Source organism: Streptomyces sp. yr375, assembly GCF_900110755.1.
GTDB lineage: Bacteria > Actinomycetota > Actinomycetes > Streptomycetales > Streptomycetaceae > Streptomyces.
Window position 1 is genome coordinate 174,123 of the sequence record NZ_FOFF01000011.1, and the last position, 22,517, is coordinate 196,639.

Annotated in this window: 16 protein-coding genes and 4 pseudogenes; 13 read left to right on the forward strand and 7 right to left on the reverse strand. The window is 69.6% G+C overall.

The window, feature by feature from the left end; genetic code table 11:
* Window positions 1-58 precede the first annotated feature (58 nt).
* Window positions 59-1,672, forward strand: a complete 1,614-nt coding sequence (locus BMZ82_RS14825; RefSeq protein ID WP_093775696.1) for an AMP-binding protein — start codon at window positions 59-61, stop codon at window positions 1,670-1,672.
* Here BMZ82_RS14825 and BMZ82_RS14830 read toward each other — a convergent pair.
* The gene (locus BMZ82_RS14830) at window positions 1,662-3,194 is read right to left on the reverse strand and encodes a M28 family peptidase (RefSeq protein ID WP_093775698.1); all 1,533 of its coding nucleotides are present in this window, start codon (window positions 3,192-3,194) and stop codon (window positions 1,662-1,664) included. The genes BMZ82_RS14825 and BMZ82_RS14830 overlap by 11 nt on opposite strands.
* A gap of 415 nt (window positions 3,195-3,609) precedes the next feature.
* On the opposite strand from BMZ82_RS14830, the gene BMZ82_RS14835 reads away from it, so the two are divergent.
* The 8 genes and pseudogenes from BMZ82_RS14835 (at window position 3,610) to BMZ82_RS14870 (ending at window position 16,372) form a co-directional block, all read left to right on the forward strand.
* Complete coding sequence (locus BMZ82_RS14835) at window positions 3,610-5,055, forward strand: oxygenase MpaB family protein (RefSeq protein ID WP_093775700.1); 1,446 nt, start codon at window positions 3,610-3,612, stop codon at window positions 5,053-5,055.
* Between the two features lie 568 nt (window positions 5,056-5,623).
* Window positions 5,624-6,127, forward strand: a complete 504-nt coding sequence (locus tag BMZ82_RS14840; protein ID WP_143098864.1) for a hypothetical protein — start codon at window positions 5,624-5,626, stop codon at window positions 6,125-6,127.
* Window positions 6,128-6,232: 105 nt separating this feature from the next.
* A pseudogene (locus BMZ82_RS41795) lies at window positions 6,233-6,406 on the forward strand (YcaO-like family protein); the annotation flags it as partial.
* 313 nt (window positions 6,407-6,719) lie between these two features.
* Window positions 6,720-7,988: an AAA family ATPase gene (locus tag BMZ82_RS14850; protein WP_256251919.1), complete on the forward strand. Its 1,269-nt coding sequence runs from the start codon at window positions 6,720-6,722 to the stop codon at window positions 7,986-7,988.
* Window positions 7,989-8,064: 76 nt separating this feature from the next.
* Entirely contained in the window at window positions 8,065-8,406 is a 342-nt protein-coding gene (locus BMZ82_RS14855; protein ID WP_256251920.1) for a helix-turn-helix domain-containing protein, read from the forward strand.
* A gap of 1,052 nt (window positions 8,407-9,458) precedes the next feature.
* Entirely contained in the window at window positions 9,459-9,767 is a 309-nt protein-coding gene (locus tag BMZ82_RS14860) for a CU044_2847 family protein (protein ID WP_093775756.1), read from the forward strand.
* 59 nt (window positions 9,768-9,826) lie between these two features.
* Window positions 9,827-13,981, forward strand: coding sequence for an nSTAND1 domain-containing NTPase (locus BMZ82_RS14865; RefSeq protein ID WP_256251929.1), 4,155 nt, complete (start codon window positions 9,827-9,829; stop codon window positions 13,979-13,981).
* 705 nt (window positions 13,982-14,686) lie between these two features.
* Window positions 14,687-16,372, forward strand: a complete 1,686-nt coding sequence (locus tag BMZ82_RS14870; RefSeq protein WP_256251921.1) for a SpoIIE family protein phosphatase — start codon at window positions 14,687-14,689, stop codon at window positions 16,370-16,372.
* 283 nt (window positions 16,373-16,655) lie between these two features.
* On the opposite strand, the gene BMZ82_RS14875 is transcribed toward BMZ82_RS14870, so the two are convergent.
* The 4 genes from BMZ82_RS14875 to BMZ82_RS14890 are packed head-to-tail and all read right to left on the reverse strand — an operon-like array spanning window position 16,656 to window position 19,897.
* Window positions 16,656-17,114, reverse strand: a complete 459-nt coding sequence (locus BMZ82_RS14875; RefSeq protein WP_093775710.1) for an NUDIX hydrolase — start codon at window positions 17,112-17,114, stop codon at window positions 16,656-16,658.
* Entirely contained in the window at window positions 17,111-17,761 is a 651-nt protein-coding gene (locus BMZ82_RS41205; RefSeq protein WP_218159031.1) for a hypothetical protein, read from the reverse strand. The genes BMZ82_RS14875 and BMZ82_RS41205 overlap by 4 nt, the downstream gene beginning before the upstream one ends.
* Window positions 17,751-18,560: an IS21-like element helper ATPase IstB gene (gene istB, locus BMZ82_RS14885; protein WP_256251922.1), complete on the reverse strand. Its 810-nt coding sequence runs from the start codon at window positions 18,558-18,560 to the stop codon at window positions 17,751-17,753. Before istB ends, BMZ82_RS41205 begins: the two co-directional genes overlap by 11 nt.
* On the reverse strand, window positions 18,557-19,897 hold the full coding sequence (locus BMZ82_RS14890; protein ID WP_256251923.1) for a Mu transposase domain-containing protein: 1,341 nt from the start codon (window positions 19,895-19,897) through the stop codon (window positions 18,557-18,559). Before BMZ82_RS14890 ends, istB begins: the two co-directional genes overlap by 4 nt.
* A 179-nt stretch (window positions 19,898-20,076) precedes the next feature.
* Here BMZ82_RS14890 and BMZ82_RS14895 point away from each other — a divergent pair.
* Together BMZ82_RS14895 and BMZ82_RS14900 are read left to right on the forward strand one after the other, a co-directional pair.
* Window positions 20,077-20,646, forward strand: a pseudogene (locus tag BMZ82_RS14895) (transposase); the annotation flags it as partial.
* Window positions 20,647-20,667: 21 nt separating this feature from the next.
* Window positions 20,668-20,877: a hypothetical protein gene (locus BMZ82_RS14900; RefSeq protein ID WP_256251924.1), complete on the forward strand. Its 210-nt coding sequence runs from the start codon at window positions 20,668-20,670 to the stop codon at window positions 20,875-20,877.
* Between the two features lie 500 nt (window positions 20,878-21,377).
* On the opposite strand, the gene BMZ82_RS40685 is transcribed toward BMZ82_RS14900, so the two are convergent.
* The gene (locus tag BMZ82_RS40685) at window positions 21,378-21,539 is read right to left on the reverse strand and encodes a hypothetical protein (protein ID WP_177244499.1); all 162 of its coding nucleotides are present in this window, start codon (window positions 21,537-21,539) and stop codon (window positions 21,378-21,380) included.
* 121 nt (window positions 21,540-21,660) lie between these two features.
* Window positions 21,661-21,747 (reverse strand): annotated as a pseudogene (locus BMZ82_RS41800) (peptidase M55); the annotation flags it as partial.
* 209 nt (window positions 21,748-21,956) lie between these two features.
* Here BMZ82_RS41800 and BMZ82_RS41805 point away from each other — a divergent pair.
* A complete protein-coding gene (locus tag BMZ82_RS41805) occupies window positions 21,957-22,121 on the forward strand; it encodes a hypothetical protein (protein WP_256251925.1) in 165 nt (54 codons plus the stop codon).
* A gap of 224 nt (window positions 22,122-22,345) precedes the next feature.
* Window positions 22,346-22,517, forward strand: a pseudogene (locus BMZ82_RS14910) (IS5/IS1182 family transposase); the annotation flags it as partial.

Below are 22,517 nucleotides of genomic sequence, written 5' to 3' on the forward strand. Positions count from 1 at the left end.
CAGCACCACGCACAGATGGATCTTGGATCTTCACCACGGGAAAGGGCGATCGGCGGACATGACGGTTCACGGGACGGCTGCTCGACGGCGCACGCTGCACGACTGGTTCGCGGTCACGGCCGCCGCGCACGGTGACCGCCCGGCGCTGGAGATCGGCGCCGTGCACCTGACGTACGACGAACTGTCGGGCCTCGCCGACCGCCTGGCGGCCCGGCTGCTGGCGACGCTCCGCCCGGCGGGCGCACCGGGCACCCGGCGTGCGAGCCGCGCGGGGCGCTCGGAGCGGGTGACACGGGTGGGCCTGGCGGCCGAGCGCACGGCGGTCGCCTACGTCGCGTATCTCGCCGTCCAGCGGCTGGGCGCCACGGTGGTCCCCCTGGGCCCCTCTTTCCCACCCGGCCGCAACGCCGCGATCGCGCGGGCGGCGGGGCTCGACGCGATCGTCAGTGACGGCACCTGCGACCACCTCGACCGCCTCCCCGCCCCCGCCCCCGCCCTCACCCTCACCGACACGGACCTGCCCGCGCTGGCCGCCGCCCCGCGCCCCGCGCTCCCCGCGCCGCAGGCGGGCCCCGACGACCTGGCCTACATCCTGTTCACCTCGGGCTCGACAGGCGTCCCGAAGGGCGTTCCGGTACGGCACCGCAACGTGTGCGCCTACCTCGCGCACGCCGTCCCGCGCCACGAGGCGGGCCCGGGCGCCCGCGTGTCGCAGACCTTCGCCCTCACCTTCGACCCGTCGGTCCTCGACATGTACGCGGCCTGGGGTACGGGCGCCACGCTGGTGGCTGCCACGAGCGGCGACCTGCTGACTCCCGTACGGTTCGTCAACCGGCGCGGGCTGACGCACTGGAACTCGGTCCCGTCCGTGATCTCCATCGCCCACCGGCTGCGCGCCCTCAAGCCGGGCAGCATGCCGGGCCTGCGCAGGAGCATGTTCTGCGGCGAGCCCCTGACGCTCCGACAGGCGAGCGCCTGGCACGCCGCCGCCCCGTCGAGCGCCATCGAGAACGCCTACGGCCCCACGGAACTGACGGTGACCTGCACCTCGTACCGCCTGCCCGCCGCTCCCGAGGACTGGCCCGCGCCGCCCAACGGCACCGTCCCCATCGGCCCGCTGCACCCGGGCCTCGAAGCGCGCATGCGCGAGGGCGAACTGTGCGTGCGCGGCCCGCAGCGCTTCCCCGGCTATCTCGACCCGGCGGACGACACGGGCCGTTTCCTCGCCCCCGACGGCAGCCCGTACGACCCCGCCGCCGGCGCCCTGACGGACGCTCACTGGTACCGCACCGGCGACCGCGTGGCCCCGCTCCGGGAGGACGGCGCAGACGGCGCCGCCGTGCCCGGCGTCCCGCTGGTCCACCTCGGGCGGGTGGACCAGCAGGTCCAGGTGCACGGTTACCGGGTCGAGCTCGGCGAGGTCGAGGCGGCGCTGCGCGCGCTGCCCGGGGTGGTGGACGCGGCGGTCCTGGCGCTGCCGGCAGCGGACGGGAGCGTGGAGCTCGCCGCCGCTGTCACCGGTACCGGGGCCTCGGCGCGCTCACTCCACGAGGCCTTGCGCGGACGACTGCCCGCCTACATGGTCCCGGCCCATCTCACCCGCCTGGACTCCCTCCCGGTCAACCGCAACGGCAAGACCGACCGCACGGCTCTGGGCCGGGTCATCCGGTGAGACCCCGGCTGTCGCGCGGGCTGTCGTCGGCCGAGCCGTGGGAACCGTGGGAGCCAAAAGTGTTGAGGGTGTCGAGGGAGCTGAGGTCGTGTGCGTAGGCGCCCACGGCGTTGGCGATGACGTCGCTGTTGATGCCGAGTGCCGTCATGTTGATGTTCTCGAGGGTGTCGCGGGCCGTCTGGTAGTTGACGTCGAACGCGACGCCCGCCGTCCCTCCGAACTCGGCGGCCTGGGCAGGTGTCTTGATGGCTTCCGCGCCGCTGAATGTGCCGCCGGAGGGGATGCCGGCGTCGACGAACGGGGCGTAGTCGAAGCGGCTGACGAACGGTGTGCCTTCGTACGGCAGCCGCCGGTGGCCGAGGAACTGGGTGATGTCGCGCTCGAGTTGGGCGGAGCCGTCGGGGACGGTCTGGGTGTTGGCGCCGTCCGAGCCGTCGCCGTCCAGGACGAACAGGCCGTAGTTCGGGGACGCGATCATCTCGAAGTGGAGGTAGAGCTTGACGTCCTGCCGCGCGGCCGGCGTGAGGTGCGCGACGTAGTAGTCGGAGCCGACGAGGCCGCTCTCGGTGGCCGACCACCAGGCGAAGCGCACCTTGTTGTGCGGGTGTTTCTCCTTCTTGGCGAGTTTCAGCGCGACGTCGAGCAGGGCGGCGGAGCCGGAGCCGTCGTCGTTGATGCCGGGGCTCCCGGGCACGGTGTCCAGTTGCGCGCCGAACATCACGGTGTGGGCGGGGTCGCCGCCCGGGGTCTCGGCGATGACGTTGTTCGTGGAGCGCGGCTCCTGGAACTGGCGGATCTCGAAGGAGATGCTCACCGGCCCCCGGGCGGCGTCCGCGGCGAGCTTCTCGCCGTCGGCCTTGCTGATCCCGCCGGTGGGGATTTTGGCGTTGGCCGGGTCGCTGAGGGTGCCGGACAGGGGGCCGTAGCCGGCGTCGATGTTGTTGTAGATGACGGCGCCGACCGCGCCCGCCGCGGCGGCCTGCTCCTGCTTGGCGGCGAAGGAACAGCCGCCCCGCCTGATCAGGGCGATCTTGCCGGCGAAGCCGCCGGCGGCGTAGTCCCCGGGCTCGCAGCCGGTGGTGCCGTCGGCGTCGACGGGCACGGCGGCCACGCTCGCCGTGATGCCGCCCACCGGCGTCGACTTGGTGTACGTCAGCGCCCTGATCTGGACGTCCGCGGGTGCGGGCGAGAGGACCGAGAGCCTCTCGGCCTGCGTCTGCGTGTAGACGAAGTCGAACTTCTGGTACGAGACGCGGTAGCCGGCCTTCCGCAACAACTTGTGGACGTAGGCGGCCGACGCGTCGTGCCCCGGCGAGCCGGCGACGCGGTCGCCGCCCGTGGAATCGGCTAACTGCTGGAACTTCCGCAGGTACTTGAAGGCCCCCTTGGCGGACGCCTCGCGCACGAGCGCCTTCGAGAGCCTGGCGGCCTCCCTGCCCGGGTCGCCCTTGCGAGCGGCGACGGGCGGGGCGGAGCCCAGCAGGAGCGGTATCGAGAGCACGGCTGCGGCCACAGCGGCCACGGCTCTTCGACGGGATGCGTTCACAGAGGTCCTTCCCGGCACGGACAAGGTCGAGAGGAAGCTAGCGATCTTCAGCTCACCCTGCGAACATATTTGCCACAACTACGCCATTTATCCGACTGCTGATCGTCCTCCTGCGGTAGAGGCTGCAACGCCGTCCAGCCTTCGTGTGACTACGGGGCTGGGCAGCACCCGGCGGGTCCGGCCGTGTCCCCGGGCGTGTTTGTCCGGCGACGCCGACGCACTGCGGGCACTTCGCGCAAGCGAGCCCTGAGGCGTTTCCCGTACGGGTGAACTCGGGAACCTGGCCGCTCCTGGATTCCGGTACGGCCGTTGGGCTGGGCGGATAGCCGGATGATCCCTTTTCCGGTCGTCCCCGGCCCCTTCCTGTGCACATGCTTGAGGAGACGTCCCCTTGGCTACCGCTGATCTGCCTGGTCCTGATTCACTGCTGCGCCGCACGCTGGGGGAGTGGCGGATCGGGTTGGTGGCGTGGCGGCTGCTGGTTCTGCAGACCGCGGACCCGGCGGTCGCCGCCGGCATGCGCGACTTCTCCACCTACCGCGCGCACCCGTGGCGGCGTATCGAGCACACGATGGACAGCGGCAAGCGGCTGTTCTTCTCCGACCGTGAAGGGCTGCGCCGCGAGGTCGCCCGTCTGGAGCGCACGCACCGCCGTCTGGCGGGGACGGACGACCAGGGCAGGCCGTTCACAGCGTCGGACCCGGCGGTGCGGGTGTGGGTGCTGGTCACCTTGTACGAGTGCATGACGGCGATGCGGGAGTTGTCGGGACGCCCGCTGGCGCCGCCCGAACTGGATCAGTTGTACGGAGAATTCCGTGCGGTGTGTGCCGAGTTCGGCCTGCCGGACGACCTGTTCCCGGTCACGGCCGCCGACGTGCCCGCGTACATGGACCGCACGATCCGCGAGCGCCTCGAATACAGCGAACCCGTGCGCTACCTGCTCTTCGACATCCTCCGGGAAGCTCCCGCACCCCGCCGCCTGGGCCGCCTGAAGCCGGCCTGGCCGCTGGTGCGCACGGTAGTCGCCCACCTGATCGCTGAGCTGACCGTCGCGGACCTGCCGCCGGCCTTCCGCGAGCGCTTCGGCCTGCCCCGCACCCGCCGCGCGGCCCTGCTGTCGTTGATCCTGCACCGCGGTATGCGCGTGCTGATGAACACGCTGCCCGAGCACCGCCGCTACCGCACCCCACCGTCCGCCGCCCCGTCGACTCCACAGCCTCCCACCGCCTCCGGCGATCATCCCGCCGCACCGGAGGCGAGCTCCGTCCGGCTTCCCGCGCCACGTCGCCGCAAGGATGTCGATTCCCGCCCGGCGCGTCTGCGGACCTTCTTCCGCCAGGTCCTGGACCAGACCGGCGACGGCCGCATCGGCTCGGCCGATCTGCAGGCCATGGCGCACAACGTGTGCTGGCCGCTCGAACTCCCCGCTGAACGCGAAGCCCCCGTCTACGCCGCCTTCGAGACCTGGTGGCAGCAGTTGCGGACCGGCATGGACGCCGACGAGGACGGACAGGTGACCTGCGAGGAGTTCGTCACCGCCGTACTCGCGGGGATCGACGCCGGGCCGGCCTATCTCGAGGAGGGACTGCATGTCGCGGTGCGGGCGGTCTTCAAGGCTGTGGACACCGACGGCAGCGGACACCTGTGCGCCGACGAGTACCGCACGATCTTCGGCGGCTCCCGGGTCCACCCCGCCGAACTCAACCACGGCTTCCGCCAGCTCGACCACGACGGCGACGGCCGCATCACCGAAAGCGAGTTCGTCCAGGCCTTCACCGACTACTTCACCGCCCACTCCGACAACACAGCAGGCACCCAACTCCTCGGCCGCCCATAACGGCCGATACACCAGACCGACAAACACCGAGCGGTCCTGCGCAGCCCCGCCACCGTCGTCGGCCGCTGTCGTGTGTATGTCGCGAGTCGTCCATACGCGCCCCTCCCGGAGGGCAACCGAGGTCCGGCTGCCGGGCTGACAGGGGAGCGAGGGGATGGCGAAGGCGGCGGGGTAGATCACTTGGTGCCCGTAGCGGGTACGTGCGCGATTGGCGACGGCCTCGATCGCGAGGGGATTGTCGTCTCCTGCGCCGAGGGGGAGCTGCTGGGTGGCCCATGGCCTGGTCGGTGGGCCGAGGGGCTTCGGCGCGCAGCGCGATGCTGTGGCCCGGGCGCGTTGGAGACTGAGGGAGTGGCGGGTGGCACTCAGGTCGGCGGCGCGGAGGCGGACACCGAGGTCGTCGGCGAGGGAGCGGGACGCGTCAGTTCCGTGCTCAGCTCGCCGGGGCCGGTGTTGGACACGGGGAGAGATCCCGCGTACTTGAAGCCCGCTGTCCCGGCGGCTGGAGGGTACGGGAAGGCGTAGGGGCGTTGCCGGTGTCCCAGTGGTGGGTTCGTACGATTGGACGGTGAGCAAGCAGACCACGGTGCGCATGGGGCGGAAGCAGGTCTTGGGGACTGTCCTCTGCGGTGTGATCGCCCTTTCCCTCTTCGGTGTCGCCGTCTACCTGGCCGTCTCAACCCTCGGACGTCTGGGGCTGGTCGGGCATCAGGTGACCATGCGGGTCACGGACTGCGAAGCGTCCGCGCCGGCCACGACATCCCGGGGCGGCGGTCATCCCGACCTCGATTGCAAGGGCTTCGTGGACCCGGCGCAGGCATCCGGCGGCGGCATACGCCGGATCACGGCGACCGGCTTCTCCTCCGCGCCCGTCTTCGGCGCGCCCGTGGAAGTGGCCAAGGAGCCGTGGGGGTCTTGGGTGCCGGTGGACCAGGGCGGCTGGAACCGGCTGGGCCGCGCTCTCTCCCCGCTCATCCCCCTCGCCTTCGCGGGCTGGTTCGCCAAGGCGACCGTGACCGCTTACCGCGCCTGGAGGAACTCCAGGCGGTTGCACGCGGGATCCGCGGCGTAGAAGGGGCAACGGAGTCGGTCTCCCGGTCCGGTCGGCGATCCGCCCCGCTTCCCTCCCTCACCTGAGCACATCCCAGGGCAAGGGCGTGAGTGAACGCCCGGCACGGGCACGGTGAGCGGGGAGAAGACGCTGCTGCCGGCCGATCTGGTCCGGCACCGGGTGCAGCGAGCGGTCGCAGTGGAGCCCGGATCTCTGGCGTGCGGGACCACTCGGGACGAGGCACTGTTGCACGCGCTGTTCGAGGTGGTGGAGCGGGAAGTGCCGTACAGGGAAGGGTAGTTGGGCGGTCGGCGGCGCACCCTCATCCCGCCCGGGACGGTCGACGCTCCTCATGGCAGGGAGGCGATCGACCGGCTGACTGCGATGTGCCGGGTTGGTGTCAGTGGGTGAGTGTCAGTGACGGCATGTCAGGTCGGGGTGTTTTAGCTGGTGGTGGGGTGTTGGGTGTGGGGCGTCAGTGTCATGGGGCGGTATCTGGAACGGGCACCGCTGTCATGGGAACGGCACTTCTGATTCTTCGAGGGCCGGGCGGCGGCACGGTGGTCGGCGTCGGGTTTGCGCGTCGGAAGGGTGTGGGGTGGGGGAGCCGGGCGTGTGGGGTGAGGTCACGGCGGGGCTGATGGTGTCCAGGCCGGTGCTGGTCGCGCGGCTGCTCGAGCTTGAGGCGGCCGGGGCGTTGACCACGGCGCACGTGCGGGCGGGCGCCCAGGTCGGTGGGGTGAATGTGCGCACGGTGTGGCGCTGGCTGGACGCGGTGCGGACGGAAGGCCGTGTGGAGCGCAGGCCGCGGGCCCGGCTGGAGTTGTCCGACCAGGCGTGGGAGGTGCTGGCGCAGGCGGGCGGGAACGTGTCGGTGCTGCACCGGCATTTGAAGGATGCCGGGGGAGAGGTGCCGTCGCTGGCGTCGCTGTACCGGGTGGTGCGGCGGGACCTGGAGGCCGGCAGGGTCTTGCCGGACCGTGTGGTGGTGCGGCGGGAGCGGGAAGAGCAGCGGACACGGCAGGCGCTGGCTGACCTCGCTCTGGCCGGGACGCGTGAGGGCGGCGTGAAGAAGGCGGCGGCATGCCGGCCGCCGCACCCCGTGCCGGCGGCGTCCGCGGGCCTGTCGGCGGGGGAGGGTGGTGCGGTGGCGGGTGTGGCGCTGCCGGCGGGAGCACAGCTGGTGCGGACGTCGTCGGTGCGGGCGGTGGCCGAGGCGGTCGGGCAGGCCATGGCGACGGAGGGCGCGGTGTGTGTGTTCGGTGCCCCGGGCCGGGGCAAGACCGCGGCCGTGCGGATGGCGCTCCACGAGGTCCCGCCGGGCTGGAGAGTGACGTGGGTGCCGGTGCGAGTGCGCCCGTCGGTGTCCGGCATGAGGCGGACGGTGTTCGATGCTTTGGCGCTGCCGGGCCGTTTCCCGCACACGTCGGCGCTGGCTGACGCCGCGGTCGCGGGGGCTCTGAGGGAGGCGCGGGTGCTGGTGGTCGACGAGGCGCAGCGCCTCCCTGTGCCGTGCCTGGAGTACCTGCAGAGCCTGTGGGACGACCCCGGCACGAGGATCACTCTGGTGCTGTGCGGGTCGGGCAGCGAGCGGGCGCTGGCCCGGCTGCCGCAGCTGGCATCAAGGGTCGGCGCGTGGCAGGAGGTTCCGCGCCTGGCCGCAGCGGAAGTGCCGGCCGTGGTGACCGGCTTTCATCCGCTGTGGAGCACCGTCCCGGCCCCGGATCTGGCGTGGATCGACCAGTCGTGCGCCCACGGCACGTTCCGCATGTGGGCCGCTCTGACTGCCCACCTGCAGAACGCGCTGCTCACCACCGCTGACGCGGCCGTCGACCGGGCTTTGCTGAGGCGGCTGTCCAGGAGGGTCGCACCGCCGCTGTGAACCAAGCGTTCCTGGCAATTGCAGGCGCTCGGCATCCGGCACGCACACGACGTCCCACCGCGCGAGGGGAACTGACATGGAGGACGGTGACGCCGTCCGTACAGGCGGCGGATTGCCCGCGGCGTCGAGGACGGCACTGCGTGGTCCGGCGGTGCGGCGGCTGCTCGCACTGAGGGCGGGGAAGAAGCTGACGGCAGGCCATGTGCGGGTGGCTGCAGACGCGTTGGGGGTGGCGGAGCGCACGGTGTGGCGGTGGCTGGCCGCGGCTGAGAGGGATGAGGCCGCGGCCGCCAGCCCTGGTGCCCCGCCCAGGGCCGGTGCGACGTTCACGGTCACGCCCGAAGTCCGTGGGCTGTTGGCGCTGTGGAAGGGCAACGTGCGGGCCGTCCATCGCGAGCTGGTCCTTCGTGCCTGCTGAGTCTCATTTCGATGTCCGATGAACTCTCATCTCGATATCCCGTGTCCCTAGGCTGCCGCACCTAATCTGACGTGCTCATTTGAAGGTCCTCGGCAGAATTAAGAGGGGCGGCTGGTGAGAAAATGACGTGACGTCAGATGAGAAATTGCAGGACATTGAAATGGGAATTCCGATAGTGGACCCTGTTTGACCTGCAGGTTCTCCCATTTTACGGGGCGAGGTCGACCGGTGGGGATGGGGGGCCAGTCTTGGGTGCCGTTCACGAAGGGGCGGATCCAGGCCCTCGCCACCTGAAGAGAGCCCGTGATCGATGGCTAACGCTTCGGCACGGACGTGCAGGCTGCCTTTGAAGTCCGCCTCTGCGGGCGTGTCATCCCTGCGCGTGCGGGGTGGAGATCTTGTTGTCAACGTGAGCACCCAGCTGGGTCGAGTCGTCCCTCCTAAGGTTGAACGGGTCAGTAGCCAGCCTCGCCCGTACCCACTCGGCTTTACCGTCCTTACCTGTCCAGCGAGCTTGGGAGCCGGCCGGTCACTCCTCCAATGAAGGAAGACGGTCACGCTGGCGGGGCGGTAGACGTCTGCCTTCCCTGCGCGCCATGGGGCTGCGGGGAAGGCCGTCGTGCAGCTCCGCCGTACGGCGCATGTTCTCCAGGACTCGGGGGAAGTGTCGGTCTCCGGCTTTCGCGTTCAACGCTGCTGCGCCCCAGTGGAGGTGGCCGTCGAGGTGGACCGGCCGCACGGTAGGCCCGGGCGGCATCGGGTGGGCCTTGGAGGCGGGGGACGTCGAGGCCGCCCGGGAGTGCTGCCGCATCTGTGCGGAAGGAGCGTCAATTTGGCATTGACCTGCTAGAGCAGGGTGTGGAGGGGCCCACATCGCTGGCACGCAGGGAGGCTCGTCGGAACCGGCTTGCGGCCAATTCCCCTCCCATGGGCGGTGTTCCGCGATGCCGCTTGCGACCGCGGAGCGTGAGCATCTGCAATAGGTCTGGGCGTACGTCTCATGCGGGGCGCAACGGACATAAGGGGAACGCAGGGTGGCGTACGTGGGCGAAATGCTGCTGGACGATGGGCACGTCGTACTGCTCGAGGTCTCGGACGTGGATAGCACGGGCATCGACCGGGTCGGGCGACGCGCCGACATCGCCCGAGGTGCGTCGGACACCCTTCAGCAGGCGTTGACAAGGGTTGGTCCCGCGCTTGTCGCGGTGGTGACGGCGACTCGGGGACTGGCGACCGCCCCCGAGTCCGTGACAGTCGAGTTCGGGGTCAAACTCACGGCGGAAGCGGGTGTCGTCGTGGCGCGCGGCACGACCGAGGCGAACTTCGCCGTGACCGCCACCTGGAAAACGCGGCAGCCGTGACAGCTGCCGAGGACAGCGGGCGTCGGCCCGGCGGCCCCCTTCCCGCCTTCGGCTCAGCAGTGGCCCGGCTGTGCACCGCAGAGGGAACTCCGGTCGGCACTGGGTTTCTCATCGCGCCGGACACGGTTGCCACGTGCGCTCACGTGGTGGCGCAGGCGCTCGGGAGCGACGAGAGGGCGCTGTCGCCGCCGACGGGCTCCGTTCTGGTCGAGTTCCCCTTGCAGCGCGGTTCTTCGAGGTATCCGTCCCGGATCACCGCCTGGCGGCCGGTGGATGTGGACGGCAGCGGAGACATCGCTCTGTTGGAACTTCCCGGGCGGCTGCCGGACGTCCGTCCGGTGCCGCTCGCCGGAGCGGACGACGTCTGGGAACACCGCTTCCGCCTTCTGGGATTTCCTGCCTCTGCCGAGCACGGCGCCTGGATCGGCGGACGGTTGCGCGGCGCTGTCGCTGCCGGCTGGATCTCCATGGAGGGGGACGGCGCGACCCACCGCATCGCACCTGGCTGCAGCGGGGCTCCGGTGTGGGACGAGGAGGTGGGTGGTGTGGTCGGCATGACCGTCGCCACGGACCGCTCCGGCGCCTCCTACCTCATCCCCGCCGCCGCGCTCCTCGAACTCCGGCCTGGTCTGCGCCGATGCCCGTACCAGGGGCTGGACGCCTTCAGGGAGGAGGACGAGGAGTACTTCTTTGGCCGTGAGAACGACGTGGAGCGGCTGCTGGACGCGGTCGACCGTCACCTCGTCGTGCCCGTGGTGGGACCGTCGGGCAGCGGCAAGACATCCCTTGTCCGTGCCGGGGTCGTCCCTCGGCTGCGCGCGCTCGGTTACACCATCTCGGAGATCCGCCCGCTGCCCGGCACTCGTCCGTCCCTCACCGTCGCCAGGGCGCTCACCCCGCTTCTGGAGCCGGGTCTGGGCGCCGCCGACGCCGAATGCGACGCCGTGACCTTGGCTGACGTTCTTGACACGGACGGCGGGCCGACTGCCGAGGCGCTTGGGACGCGGCTGCTGAACCACTGCGGGCCACGAGGGCATGTCCTCTTCCTCAACCAGCTTGAGGAAATCGTCGCCTCCGAACCGCGTTGCGCACGCGCCCTCCTGGCTCTCGTCATCGCCACCGCGTCCGCGACCGCGGAGGGCCGCAGAATCAGGGTCCTGGCGACACTGAGATCGGCCTCCCTGGACGAGCTGGCCGACCCGGGCACGGCCGCTGTGCTCAGCGACTGCGCACAACTCGTCGCGCCCCTGTCCCCTGCCCAGCTCCTCCGGGTCATCGAGGGGCCGGCGACCCGTGTTCCCGGCCTGCAACTCGAGCCCGGTCTGGCCGAACGCATCGCGACGGACGTCGAGGGCGAACCCGGCCAGTTACCCATGGTCGAGTTCGCGGTCACCGAACTCTGGGCGTCGGAACAGCTCGAACGCGGCGGCGGGACCTTGACGCACGAGGGCTACGCCGCGCTCGGCGGTGTCGCCGGAGCCCTCTCCGCCCATGGCGAGAGGCGAGTCGGCGAAGTCGTCGCGGTCCACGGTGAAGGGCCGGTGCGACGCCTCTTCGTGCAACTGGCACGCCCACATCCGTCAGGGGGGTTCACCCGCGTCCCGGCACGCCTTGCGCAACTGCCCACCCCGCTCCGCGCCGCCGCCGAGTCCCTCGCCGTACGCACCCGCTTCCTGCGCATCACTGTGGGCTCGGACGGTGAACCCATCGCCGACCTGGCGCATGAGGCCCTGACCCGGCAGTGGGAGCAGTTGGGACACTGGTTGGAGGACTCCCGCGAGTTCCGCGGCTGGCAGGAACAGGTGCGTGAACAGCGGGCGCGCTGGGCCGGGGACGGCCGTGACCGGGGGCTTCTGCTGCACGGCGTCGCCCTGGAGACGGCTCTGCACTGGCTCGAGCGCAGTCCCGCAGATGTGTCCGCGTCGGAGCGGGAGTTCATCGCGGCGGCAGTGCACCATCGTCGCCGCGGGTTGCGCCGGTGGCGAGCGGCGACCGCCGCGTTGGCCCTTCTGTCCGTCATCTCCGTTGTGCTGGCGGTGCAGTTCGGCCTCAGCAATGAGCGCTCGAAGCGACACCTGTGGCAGCAGGCCTCGCAGGTGCTGGCCAAGAGATCGGAAGCGCTCGCTGGCAAGTCGCCGTCCACCTCGCTCCAGCTCGCCCTGGCGGCCATGAACAACGCCGATACGACTGAGGCACGACAGGCACTGCTCAAACGGTACCTGTCGATGCGGACGGTGGTCGAACAACGTGACGCCGCCTGGACCGGGAGGCTCTCGTCATTCACCTCCAGCGAGGACGGCCGCACGGTGGCCACCGCCTCGGACGCGGGACAGGTGTCCGTGTGGCGAGACTGGATCGACGGGACGTTCCGGCGCACGGAGGTCACCCTGCCGGGATCGCCGGCCGACGTCCGACTCCGCGACGACGGCTGTCTGCTGGCGGCCTCATTCGACGACGGGCGCATCGTGGTCCGCCCCACGGGCTGTCAGGGTTCGTATGCCGGATTCACCCTCCGCGCCCCCTCTCGCCACGGTGGTTTCGCCCAGGCCTCCAGCATCGACTTCCGTACCGACGGCCGGCTTTTGCTGCTGTACGAGAACGACGCGCGTGATGCGAGGGCCGTGTTGTGGGACACCTCGGAAGGATCCTCGGCGGTGGCAGACCCCGTGTGGCTGCCTGACTGGTCCGGTGTGGGCCAGGCCCGGCTGGCGTCCGACGGTGAGCACGCCATTGTAGTCGGCAATCCGTACCAGGACGTCGACGACAGCCAAGCACTGCTCGTGCCCCTGAGTGGAGGAAAGTCCCGGAGCGAGCCGATCAAAGGAGCCTTCGAGGCGTTGCGTGACGGACGAGTGCTGCTGTCCGACGCGGACGGCAACCTCGGCGACGTGGTGAACCCCATGAACGGGAAGCGGCTGCACTCGGTGCACGGCGTGGAGAGCGGAGGCGCGGATCTGACAGGCGGATACGTGATCGACGGTATCGACTCTGCGGCGGGACTGGGAGTGAACAGCAACTTCCTGACGATCGCGTCATTGCGCGGCGACAGCTACTACTGGGCGGCGGTCCCCGTGGACGAGACGGGGTCGGAACTCCGGTCGAGTGTCGTGGTCCCGGATGGGAAGGGAAGGATCAAGCTGCTCCTGCCGGTCGGCTCGGACCTCCTGGTCCTGGCACCTGAGCCCACCGGCACGCCGGCCCAGAGGTTCTCCGCGGCGGGCTGGGCCGAGGTGCGGGACCGGCACGGCCAGCAGCGGCTCATGACGGCGCCGGACGGAGGCCTGCTGCTGGCCTCGGCGTCGGGAGGCGGAGAACCGACCCGACGCGCCGTGTCTCCCGATGCGGACCCCGAGGGTTTCGGGGACGCTCGTTTCACCGACTCCGGCGCGTATGCCGTGGCCTGGGAGACATCCGGCGTGTGGCGCTATCGCACGCCTGGGTTGGACGCCAGGCGTCGGCTGGGCCTGGTCAGGAACGCGGGCACCGTACACGGCGTCGAGCCGCTGGGCGGGGACATCGTGGCGGTTCTCAGCGACGGCAGCCTCGAACGCTTCGACGCGCGAACGGCCAAGAGGGTCGGTGAACCGGTGCCCAATGCCGCACGGGACTGTGCCACGGCCTGTGTACTGGAACGGGTACCAGGTCATCCCGACCGTGCGGCAGTACTGGCGGAAGGCAATGTGCGGGTCTGGAACCTGGCCGACGGCACGCCGGTGGGGCACGAACTGAAGCTCGGCCCGGGTCTTGGAGGCGGCAGATTCGGCCGGGCGGTGGCGTTCAACCAGGACGGCACGCGGCTGGCTGCGGTGACGACGCCGGGTGGGGTGGATCTGTGGGACGTCGGGACCGGTCGCCGAACAGGTCAGCGGCTAGTGGAGTCGGAGATCGAGGCGGTCCTCGACTTCGGGCCGCAAGGGCTCCTCCTGATGGACACTGCCGCGCAAGAGAGGTATTGGGAACCGGGTTCCGACGCGGCCCTGGACCTCGGCTTCCCCTCGTACAACGCGGAGGCATGGCGCATGGAGGACGGCGCCGCCACCGCCGACGTGCGCGGTGCACTGCTGACAATTCCGCTGGACCCGGGGGAGTGGGTACGGGACTTGTGCGCGCACGCCGACCGGGACTTCCTGCCTGGTGAGCTCAGAGGCCGCCCCGCGGGCATGAAGATCGAACCGCCCTGTGCGGCTCATCGGAAAAGCCGCACAGGACGGTGAACTCAGGTGGTCCGGCCTGGATCGATTCTGTACCCTGCGGGCCGCAGCCCAGGCGTAACTCGGCGGTCAGGGCCGAGGGTTCGTCCGTCGCAGGGCGCGCCCCCGTGCCCCTCAGCTTGTCCTACCGTTCTGGCGCGGGCCCACGCCAGAACGGTAGGACAAGCTGAGCGTCTTCCTCACCACTCTCGAGGTCTGCACCACTGGCCGGTCTCCCTCTGGGAACCGGCCGCGGCCACCCGAACTGACGACGTCGTCGTACCGCGGTTCACCAGGCATCTCCATGCCTCTACGCGGGAGCCTCACCCGGCGACGGCTGCGTTTCAGCAGGCAGCAAATTCCGTCGGTTGGCCTACGCGGCAGTGTGGCGGACAGGCGGTCGACCGTCCCGGGCCGACCTCTCGCAGCGGAGGCTGAGCAGTTCGCAGCGCAATCCGGGCCCTGATGGTGCCTCTCACTGATGGCAAAGCGCGCGCGTCAGCGGACCTTCGTGCTCTCCGGGGCATGGCAAATCCCGGAGCGTGCCCCGGAGGCGCTTCTGTCTGCCCTGTCGCGGGCCAATGCCGGTTCGGAACGCTGGTGGGGTTCGTTCCGGCGAAACCGATAGTTCATGCGCCCAGCCTCAATGCGAGAGGTGCCTTCACCGACGGGGTATGCATGGGCTCCGGCGAAGACAGCGAGAGGAAACCTGTGAACGGTGAGGGCCCCATGCCGCAGTGGCCTCTTCCGGAGGGTGATGGCCTTCCGGCGCGTCAGCTTGTAGAGGGCACCTTGGCCCCCATCGTCGTTCTCGACGCTCAGCTGCGCCATCTGTACGTCAACCCGGCATGGGTCCGGGTCAGCGGCGTGCCCGCCACCGCATTCCTGGGACGAACGCTGGAGGAGGTCCTGCCGGACCTCCAGAGCCCGGACGACGTCCTGTTCCAGGTACTCGCAGACGGGCAACCCCGGGAGGCAACCATCGCAGGAACGACAGAGGTCGCCTCACCACTGGGGCAGAGGCTCTGGCGAGCGGTCTACCACCGGGTGGATCTACCGGGACAGGATGCGCGGCTGTGCGGGATCGGTGTGGAGATCAGCAGTCTGCGTCGTTACGTGAACGACCTGGAGACCGCACATCAGCGGCTTGCTCTGCTGGACGCCGCAGCCGCGCGCGTCGGAACGACACTCGACATCGAAACCACGTGCCAGGAGCTGGTCGACTTCCTGGCCCCCTCGCTCGCCGACATGGCCGTGGTGGGAATCGTCGAAGACGACTTCACCGGTGCTCCGCCACCGCCTCCCGGCCTCCTGCGGCTGCGCAAGGCTGGAGGCTCCGCACTCCCCGGGATGGAATGGGTGCTGCACCAGATGGGCGGACCAGGACCGTACGTCGACGTTCCCCGTGGCGTCGCAACCCGGCATTGCCTGGACAGCGGGCGGCCGTGGCTGGGCAACCTGGCCTCGGACGAACTGTTCCAGAAGGTGACCGTGACCCCCGAACGGACCAGGCTCTTCCGTGCGGCCGGCATCCACTCGCTTCTCATCACCCCGCTGACCACGGCAGGCCGCCCGGTCGGCGTCGTCATTCTGGGCCGGGCCGGCGCATCGCAGCCCTTTGACGACAACGACCTCGCCACACTCCAGGCACTGGCCGGCCGAGCCGCCCTCTCGATCGACAGCGCACGCCGCTACAGCCACGAACACACCATGGCGCTGGAACTCCAGCGAGCCCTGCTGTCCGAACCCCGAACCCCCCACCCCGCTGTGGAAGTGGCCGCCCGCTACCTCCCTTCCGGCCGCAGCGTCCTCGTCGGTGGGGACTGGTACGACTCGATTCCCCTGCCGGACTCCCGCACCTTGCTGGTCATGGGCGATGTGATGGGCCACGGCTTCCAGGCCGCTGTCGCCATGAGCCAGTACCGCTCCCTGCTGCGCACCATTGCCGCTTCCGGCGCAGGCGTCGACAAGATCCTCGGCGAGTTCGACCGCCAGGTCGCACACCTCGGCCTCGACCGCCTCGCCACCTGTCTGCTCGCCGTCATGGATCCCGGAGCGGGCACCTGCACGATGGCCAGCGCCGGGCATCTGCCACCCGCCGCCCTGCAGCCGGACGGCAGCATCAAAGTCCTGTGGCTCCCGGCCGGCCCACCCATCGGCACCGGACTCGGCGGCTACGAACCGCTCACCGCACGAATGGACCGCGGCACCACACTGCTGCTCTACACCGACGGCCTGGTAGAAAGACGCGACACAGACATCGACACCTCGGTGCAGGCGCTCGAGACCGTGAGCCTGCCAGCAGACAGTCCCCTCGACGACATGATCGACACACTCATGGCCGGCCTCGCGAACGGTGCATACGAGGACGACGTCGCGATCCTTGCCGCCCGCCCACGCAACGGAAAACCATAGTCGTCCCCGCTTAACCTTCTCAACTGAGCTTGTTCCGCTTTGCCGGACACCATTGGTGTGGTGGTCAGGCTGCGAGCGCGGTACTGGAGATGCAGAACAACCCGAGCTCTCTGCCAGGATCCGACCGGGGGCTACAACGTTGATGAGACTCTTTGAAATTGGCCAGAGCTGCTTCTCTTCCTCACTTGTTCCGGGTTTGGACGATGTGGGGAGGGTGGGGAGTACGAGCATGCTTGAGGGGCCGCCGACCATCAGGTCGGCGGCCCCTGGTGATCGGTGAGGGTCAGGTGTTGTCGGCGTAGTAGACGCGGAGCATGCCGTCGATGCCGTTGAGGGTGTGCGAGATGCTGATGGTGTCGATCCAGCGGTGTCCGACATGGGCGTTCTGGCAGATGCTGTCGGGGTGCTCGACGGTGACGGCGAAGACGAAGACGCGGGTGATCTGGCCGCGGTCGTCCAGGTGGTCGTTGTGGCCGAGGAAGCGGCCGACGTCGGCGGATGAGAAGCCGAAGTGTTCGGCCAGGATGCGGTGCATGCCCATGACCAGGGTCTCGCCGGACCAGACGCGGCCGGTGGGCAGTTTCCAGGCGGGTGGGGTGTCGAAGTCGCAGGCGGTGGCCTCGATGAGGAGGAACTTCCCGTCGTGCTCGATCAGGGCGGCGGCGGCCAGGTCGGTGATGCCTTCGCTGTGGGTTCGCGAGACCAGTTCGTCAATCTGGCCATGACCGGTGAGGCCGATCACGGGGTCCTCCGCAGCGGGATGATGTCCGGGCTGCGGACGGGCATGGCGGGGCGGGCGGCTTCGGGGGTGGCCAGCAGGGCGACGATGGTGACGGGCTGCTGGCAGTGCGGGCAGTTCCGTGTCGCGGCGGGTTCCAACGGGTCGCGTTCGGCGGTCACTTGGCGGGATCCTCCGGTTCGGTGCGCCGGCTTGGGCGGCGGCGGGAGTTCGGGCAACGGCGGTGGGGACGGTGTCTCGCCCAGTCGGCGGGCCCGCGCCTCGTCCCGCTCTTGTCCGCGTTGCCGGTCGGCGTCCCGTCGGCAGGTGGGAGAGCAGTAGATCTGCCGGGTGGTGCGGGGTGCTTCGAAGCCCTCCTGGCAGGTGGGGCAGGTGCGTTGTTCGAGGTGCTCGGTGCTGGTGCGGGCGATGGCCCGGCACTCGGCCGAGCAGTAGATGCGGCGGGGACTGACGTCGGTGGTGAACTCGTTGGTGCAGACGGGACAGATCCGCCGGACCGGTGTGTGCTGGCGGTTGGCTTCGCGGCAGGCGGGTGAACAGAAGATCTGCCGGCTGGTGCTGCCGGCGATGGTGAATGTGGTCTGGCAGACCGGGCAGTGCCGGGCCAACTCATCTGGTTCTTCGAGGGTGTTGGGCTGGTCAGGAGACACGGGCGTTCACTCCCTGCCGCAGGGTCTCGGCCTGCTGCTGGTGGCCGCGCAGGCGGTAGGACGGGCCGTCGATGCCGACGACCGCGGCCCGGTGCAGGAGCCGGTCGAGCATGGCGGCGGCCACGGTGGTATCACCGAAGGCGCCCGCCCAGTCGGCGATACCGACATTCGTGGTCAAAATGGTGGACGATTTGAGATACCGCTGGTTGATCACCTGGAACAGCGCGGAAGCGCCGTCCTCGGGCAGCGGGAGGTAGCCCAGCTCGTCGATCACCAGCAGCCGGGGGCCGGCGAAGAACCGCATGCAGGTCTTCCACCTTCCCTCCAGGGCGGCCTTGTGGCACTTGGCGGCCAGTTCGGCGGCGGTGGTGAAGTAGACGCGGTGGCCGGCGTCGACCGCGGCCCGGCCCAGCGCGACCGAGAGCATGGTCTTGCCCACCCCGGGCGGGCCGACGAACAGCACGTTGGAGGCGTCGTCGAGGAACCGCAGGGTGGCCAGGTCGCGGATGAGTTTCTCGTCGACGCCGGGCTGGGCGGCGAAGTCGAAGTCGTTCAGCGTCCAGGGTTCGGGCAGGCAGGCGAACCGCAGCCGGGCGGCGAGCCGACGGGCCTCGGTGGCCTCGATCTCGATCTCCAGCAGGCGTTCCAGCGCCGCGGTCAGCGTCATCCGCTCGGTCCTGGACTGATCCAGGACCCGGTTGAGCGCCTCGGCGGCATCGTTGAGTTTCAGGTAGGACAGATGGGCCCGCAACTGCTGATAGCGGCGTGCCTCGCTCATCTGCATCGGCGCCGTACTCACTCCGTGTTTTCCTCCTTTTGAGGCGGGGGAACGTGCCGCAGCCGTTCGGCCACGGCGGCATAGTGGGACAGGTCGATCACGACCCGTTCGGCACTCGACCCGGTCGCCTGCCCCGCGCGCAGCCGCTCGGCCTCGGCCAGGGCCGCCTCGGTGGGCGGGCGGCGGACCTTGGGCTTGCAGGGCGCCCGGTCGGAGAACGAGGCCAGCACCGACCGCTCCAGCGCGATCACGTGGCCGGCGTCGCGGACAATCTGCCCAGCCCCGCGCATCGCCCTGCGATGCCGGGCGATCACAGCCCGTCCGGCGGTGGCGATGCTCACGAAGTCCTCGCCCAGGCGGTGCGTCACCGTCACCCGGGCCCCGGGCAGGCCAGGCGGCACCGAGTAGAAGTTGCCCTCGAACGGCACCAGGCTCTGGGCGGTGACCGTCCGTTCCACCGACAGCTGGGCCGGGAACGGCAGCACGGGAAGCCTCAACAGCGGCTCCGCCGCGGCGAGTTCGGCCACCGTGGTCCGCGCCCCGTCGACCGTGCGGCGACGCGCGTCCATCCGCACGGAGAGCTTGTCGACACCGGACTGGGCCTGCTCGACGCTCAATTGGTCGGGGACCGTGCGCCACCACCGCTGAGCGGCCGAGTGGTTGGCCTTCTCCACCACGCCCTCGCGGTTGCCGCGGCGCGAGGGACACACGTCCACCCCGACGCCGTAGTACTTCGCCACCCCGGCGAACGCGGCGGTCACCTGACCGCTGGAGGGATAACAGACCGTGGACATCCGGTCGAAGCGCCACCGGCGGGCGGTCCCGCCCAGCCTGCGCACCACCTGGTCCAGGCCCTGGACCAGGTGCGGGAAGTCCTCGGACTCCGCGAGGACCGCTCGCCACCGGCCGGAGTGCGCCAGGGCACCGACCAGCAGGTGCGCGTGCGCGCCAACACCCCATTCGCCGGGCGGATCCGGCAGCTCAAGCCAGTCGAACTGGATCTCCTCGCCCGGCGGATGCGCGATGATCGCCACATCCCGGCCCCGGGTCGCCTGGCACGGATCGCAGTGCGGCCGCACGTCATACCGGCGAAGAGCCCGCGTGAAGGTCGAGTACCCGCCCTCATAGCCCAGTTCCACGACCTCGTCGAACAGCGCGCTCGCCCACAGATGCGGATCATCGGCCAGCCGCTGGCGGCAGTAGTCCAAGTACGGCAGGAATCCATCTCGCGGCTGACGGCGCTGACCGGCCTCCTGCTCACCGTTCAAATACGCGCGGATGGTCTTGCGGTCCCGGCCCAGATGCCGGGCGATAGCCGAGATCGTCCACCCCTGACGACGCAGAGCATGCGCGTCCACGTCTTCCTCCCGCGTGAGCATCCGGGCCTCCGAGCAGGCCGACCGTCAAGCACACGCAGGCTCTCCACAACACGCCGACACCAGTTCGACACGCCGATCAAGATCACTCAATGGATGGGGAGATCAACTGAGCAGGTTTGGGGACACCACTGAGCACCGGTGGGGAAATTCAAAGAGCGTCATCATGGCTCGACCATGACGGTGAACTTCCGCTGGTTGAGGGCACGTTGATCCGGTTGAAGGTCGAGCGTCTGTCGAAGGACCGTGATGCCCCGCCCGTGCGGTTATGGTCCTCCAAGACCGGCGTCGCTCCAGACGATGTGGACCGTTTCTGGCAGGCATTTCTCCGCCGCTTCGACCTGGAGCACACATTCCGCTTCGCGAAGCAGACCCTCGGCTGGACCACCCCGAAACTCCGTAGTCCCGAGGCGGCGGACCGCTGGACCTGGATCCTGATCGTCGCTCACACCCAGCTCCGGCTTGCCCGGCCCCTCGCCAAGGACCTCCGCCGACCCTGGGAGAAGCCAGCTGCCTCCGCCCGGCTCACCCCCGCCCGGGTCCGCCGAGGGTTCAGGAACATCCGCGCTCACCTGGCCTGCCCGGCCCGTGTTCCCAAACCTCGAGGCGCCGGCCCCGGACGGCCACCCGGCGTCAAGAACAAGCACCAGGCACCCCGCTACGACGTCGGCAAGACCGCCAAACGCCCCGAGACCCTCAAGGCCATCGGCAAGCCCGGAAGATCTTGGTAGATAAAGAACAAGCTCATCGCGGTGTCCGCAGCCTCCAACCGGTCCAAGTCCGACCAGGACCCCTCCACCTGGCTGCCCCCATACGCCGGCTACTGGTGCCAGTACGTCACCGACTGGGTCGCCGACAAAACCCGCTACCGCCTCACCATCGACCCCGCCGAACAGACCGCCCTCGCCCGGCGCCTCGCCGAATGCCCCGACCAGCCCATCACCGTCACCCTCGCCCGCTGAACACGAGTCTGGCCCGTCACCACCGGGGAAAGCGACGAGCCGCTCGTCGCAGCGCCAGCCGACCGGCTGCGTTCGTATCCGGTCGGGGCATGGACATACGGAAAGGCCCGCACCATGCGATGCGGGCCCGCCACGAGGCTGAAAAGGCGAGGAAGACCCTCGTCAACGAGGAAGAGCCGCGGACGCGATGGCGACCGCACACGCCGCGGTCGGCAGGGCCTCACCGCCGTACGGGACGTCGCTGTCCCGCCCTCGGACTGACCGCAGCCGCTGAACATCCGTTCCAACGACTCCAGCTCGCCGCCAACGACTTCGACGTCACCCGGCATGCACTTAGAGTGATCAGACGGTCACTCTCCTGTGCAGGTCGGGCTTCGAACCCTGTTCACAGGGTTCCGCTCGCGGCTCGCACGTACAGGGCCGTGCCGAGCAGCGCGAGCCAGACGCCCGCGAGCACCGCCCACGCCTCGGGCGGCCGATGTCGGAGTCTCGAGCATCGCTCACTCGGACTTCCGCCCGGCCGCCCAACCGCGCGCGGCTGTCGCGCAGACGAGGGCGAGCGGAATCGACATCAGCTTCCAGCCGTCGGGCAGCAGCCAGGCCGAGAGAGCGCCAAACACCGCCAGCATTCCGACGAAGACGACTTGGGGGGCATTGCGCAAGGAAATCTCCTTCCTTCAGAGCTTCCGGGCGGGACCTGCTGTGCGGTCCCGCCCGGAAGCTTTCATCGCATTGTCATCGGATCACGGCGCTGACCATACGGCGGCGATGCCCCCGCCGAAGCGCCTGGACGGTCCGCGTGTCTGGTGAGGTGATTCCCAGGAGTGTCGAGGCCACTGAAGCCGACTGCCAGCGGACCGTGAGGGCGGACAGGTCCGCAGCCGTTTGCGGACCACACATCCGATCGAGTCCGCATTTTCCCCGGTCAAGCTCCGCGCCAAGGTCACTCGCGGCGCCGGCAGCCCAATCCCCTCACCGACGAGGAACTGGACGAACTCGACGAGCTGGCAGGGCCCGTGACTCCGGGCCCGTGGTTCGTCCGCAACCTCGATGATGCCGACGCCATGAGCCTTGTCGCCGTGAGCACCGTGCCCGACACCGGCCTCGGCGAGCGGTGGCCGGGCTTCGGCCATCGCGAGATCGTGGCGGCGACCCTCATCCAACAGCCGCGCTACGTCGATGCCGTCGATGAGCGCGCACTTCATCGCCGCCGCCCGCGGCACCGTCCCCCGCCTCGTCGCTGAAATCAGGCAACTGCGCCAACAGCTGGAGGCGACCAGCGCTACGAACGGTCAAGAAGCGAACTGATCCACAACTATTGACAATTGCTCAAGGTCGCATCATCGTCACCAAGAGTTGCCTGAGGGTCGGGAACTGGAAACGGAGCATCAGCCACCGCGCCAGTCCCCGACCCTACTTAACTAAGGGCTGTCCCGTAAGTGCTGGTCACGGGTGAGATGATCTTGTCGTGTCTGGTGTGATCACGGCGTCGGAGCCCTCCTGGATAGCCCCGTTCACCGGGCTGAGCCCGCGTCAGTTCAGCAAGCTGATCACTGCGCTGCGGCGCGAGGGTGCGGATCCGGTGCGCAAGGGCCGGCCTTGGAGCCTGCCGCTGGAGGACCGGGTGCTTCTGGTTGCCG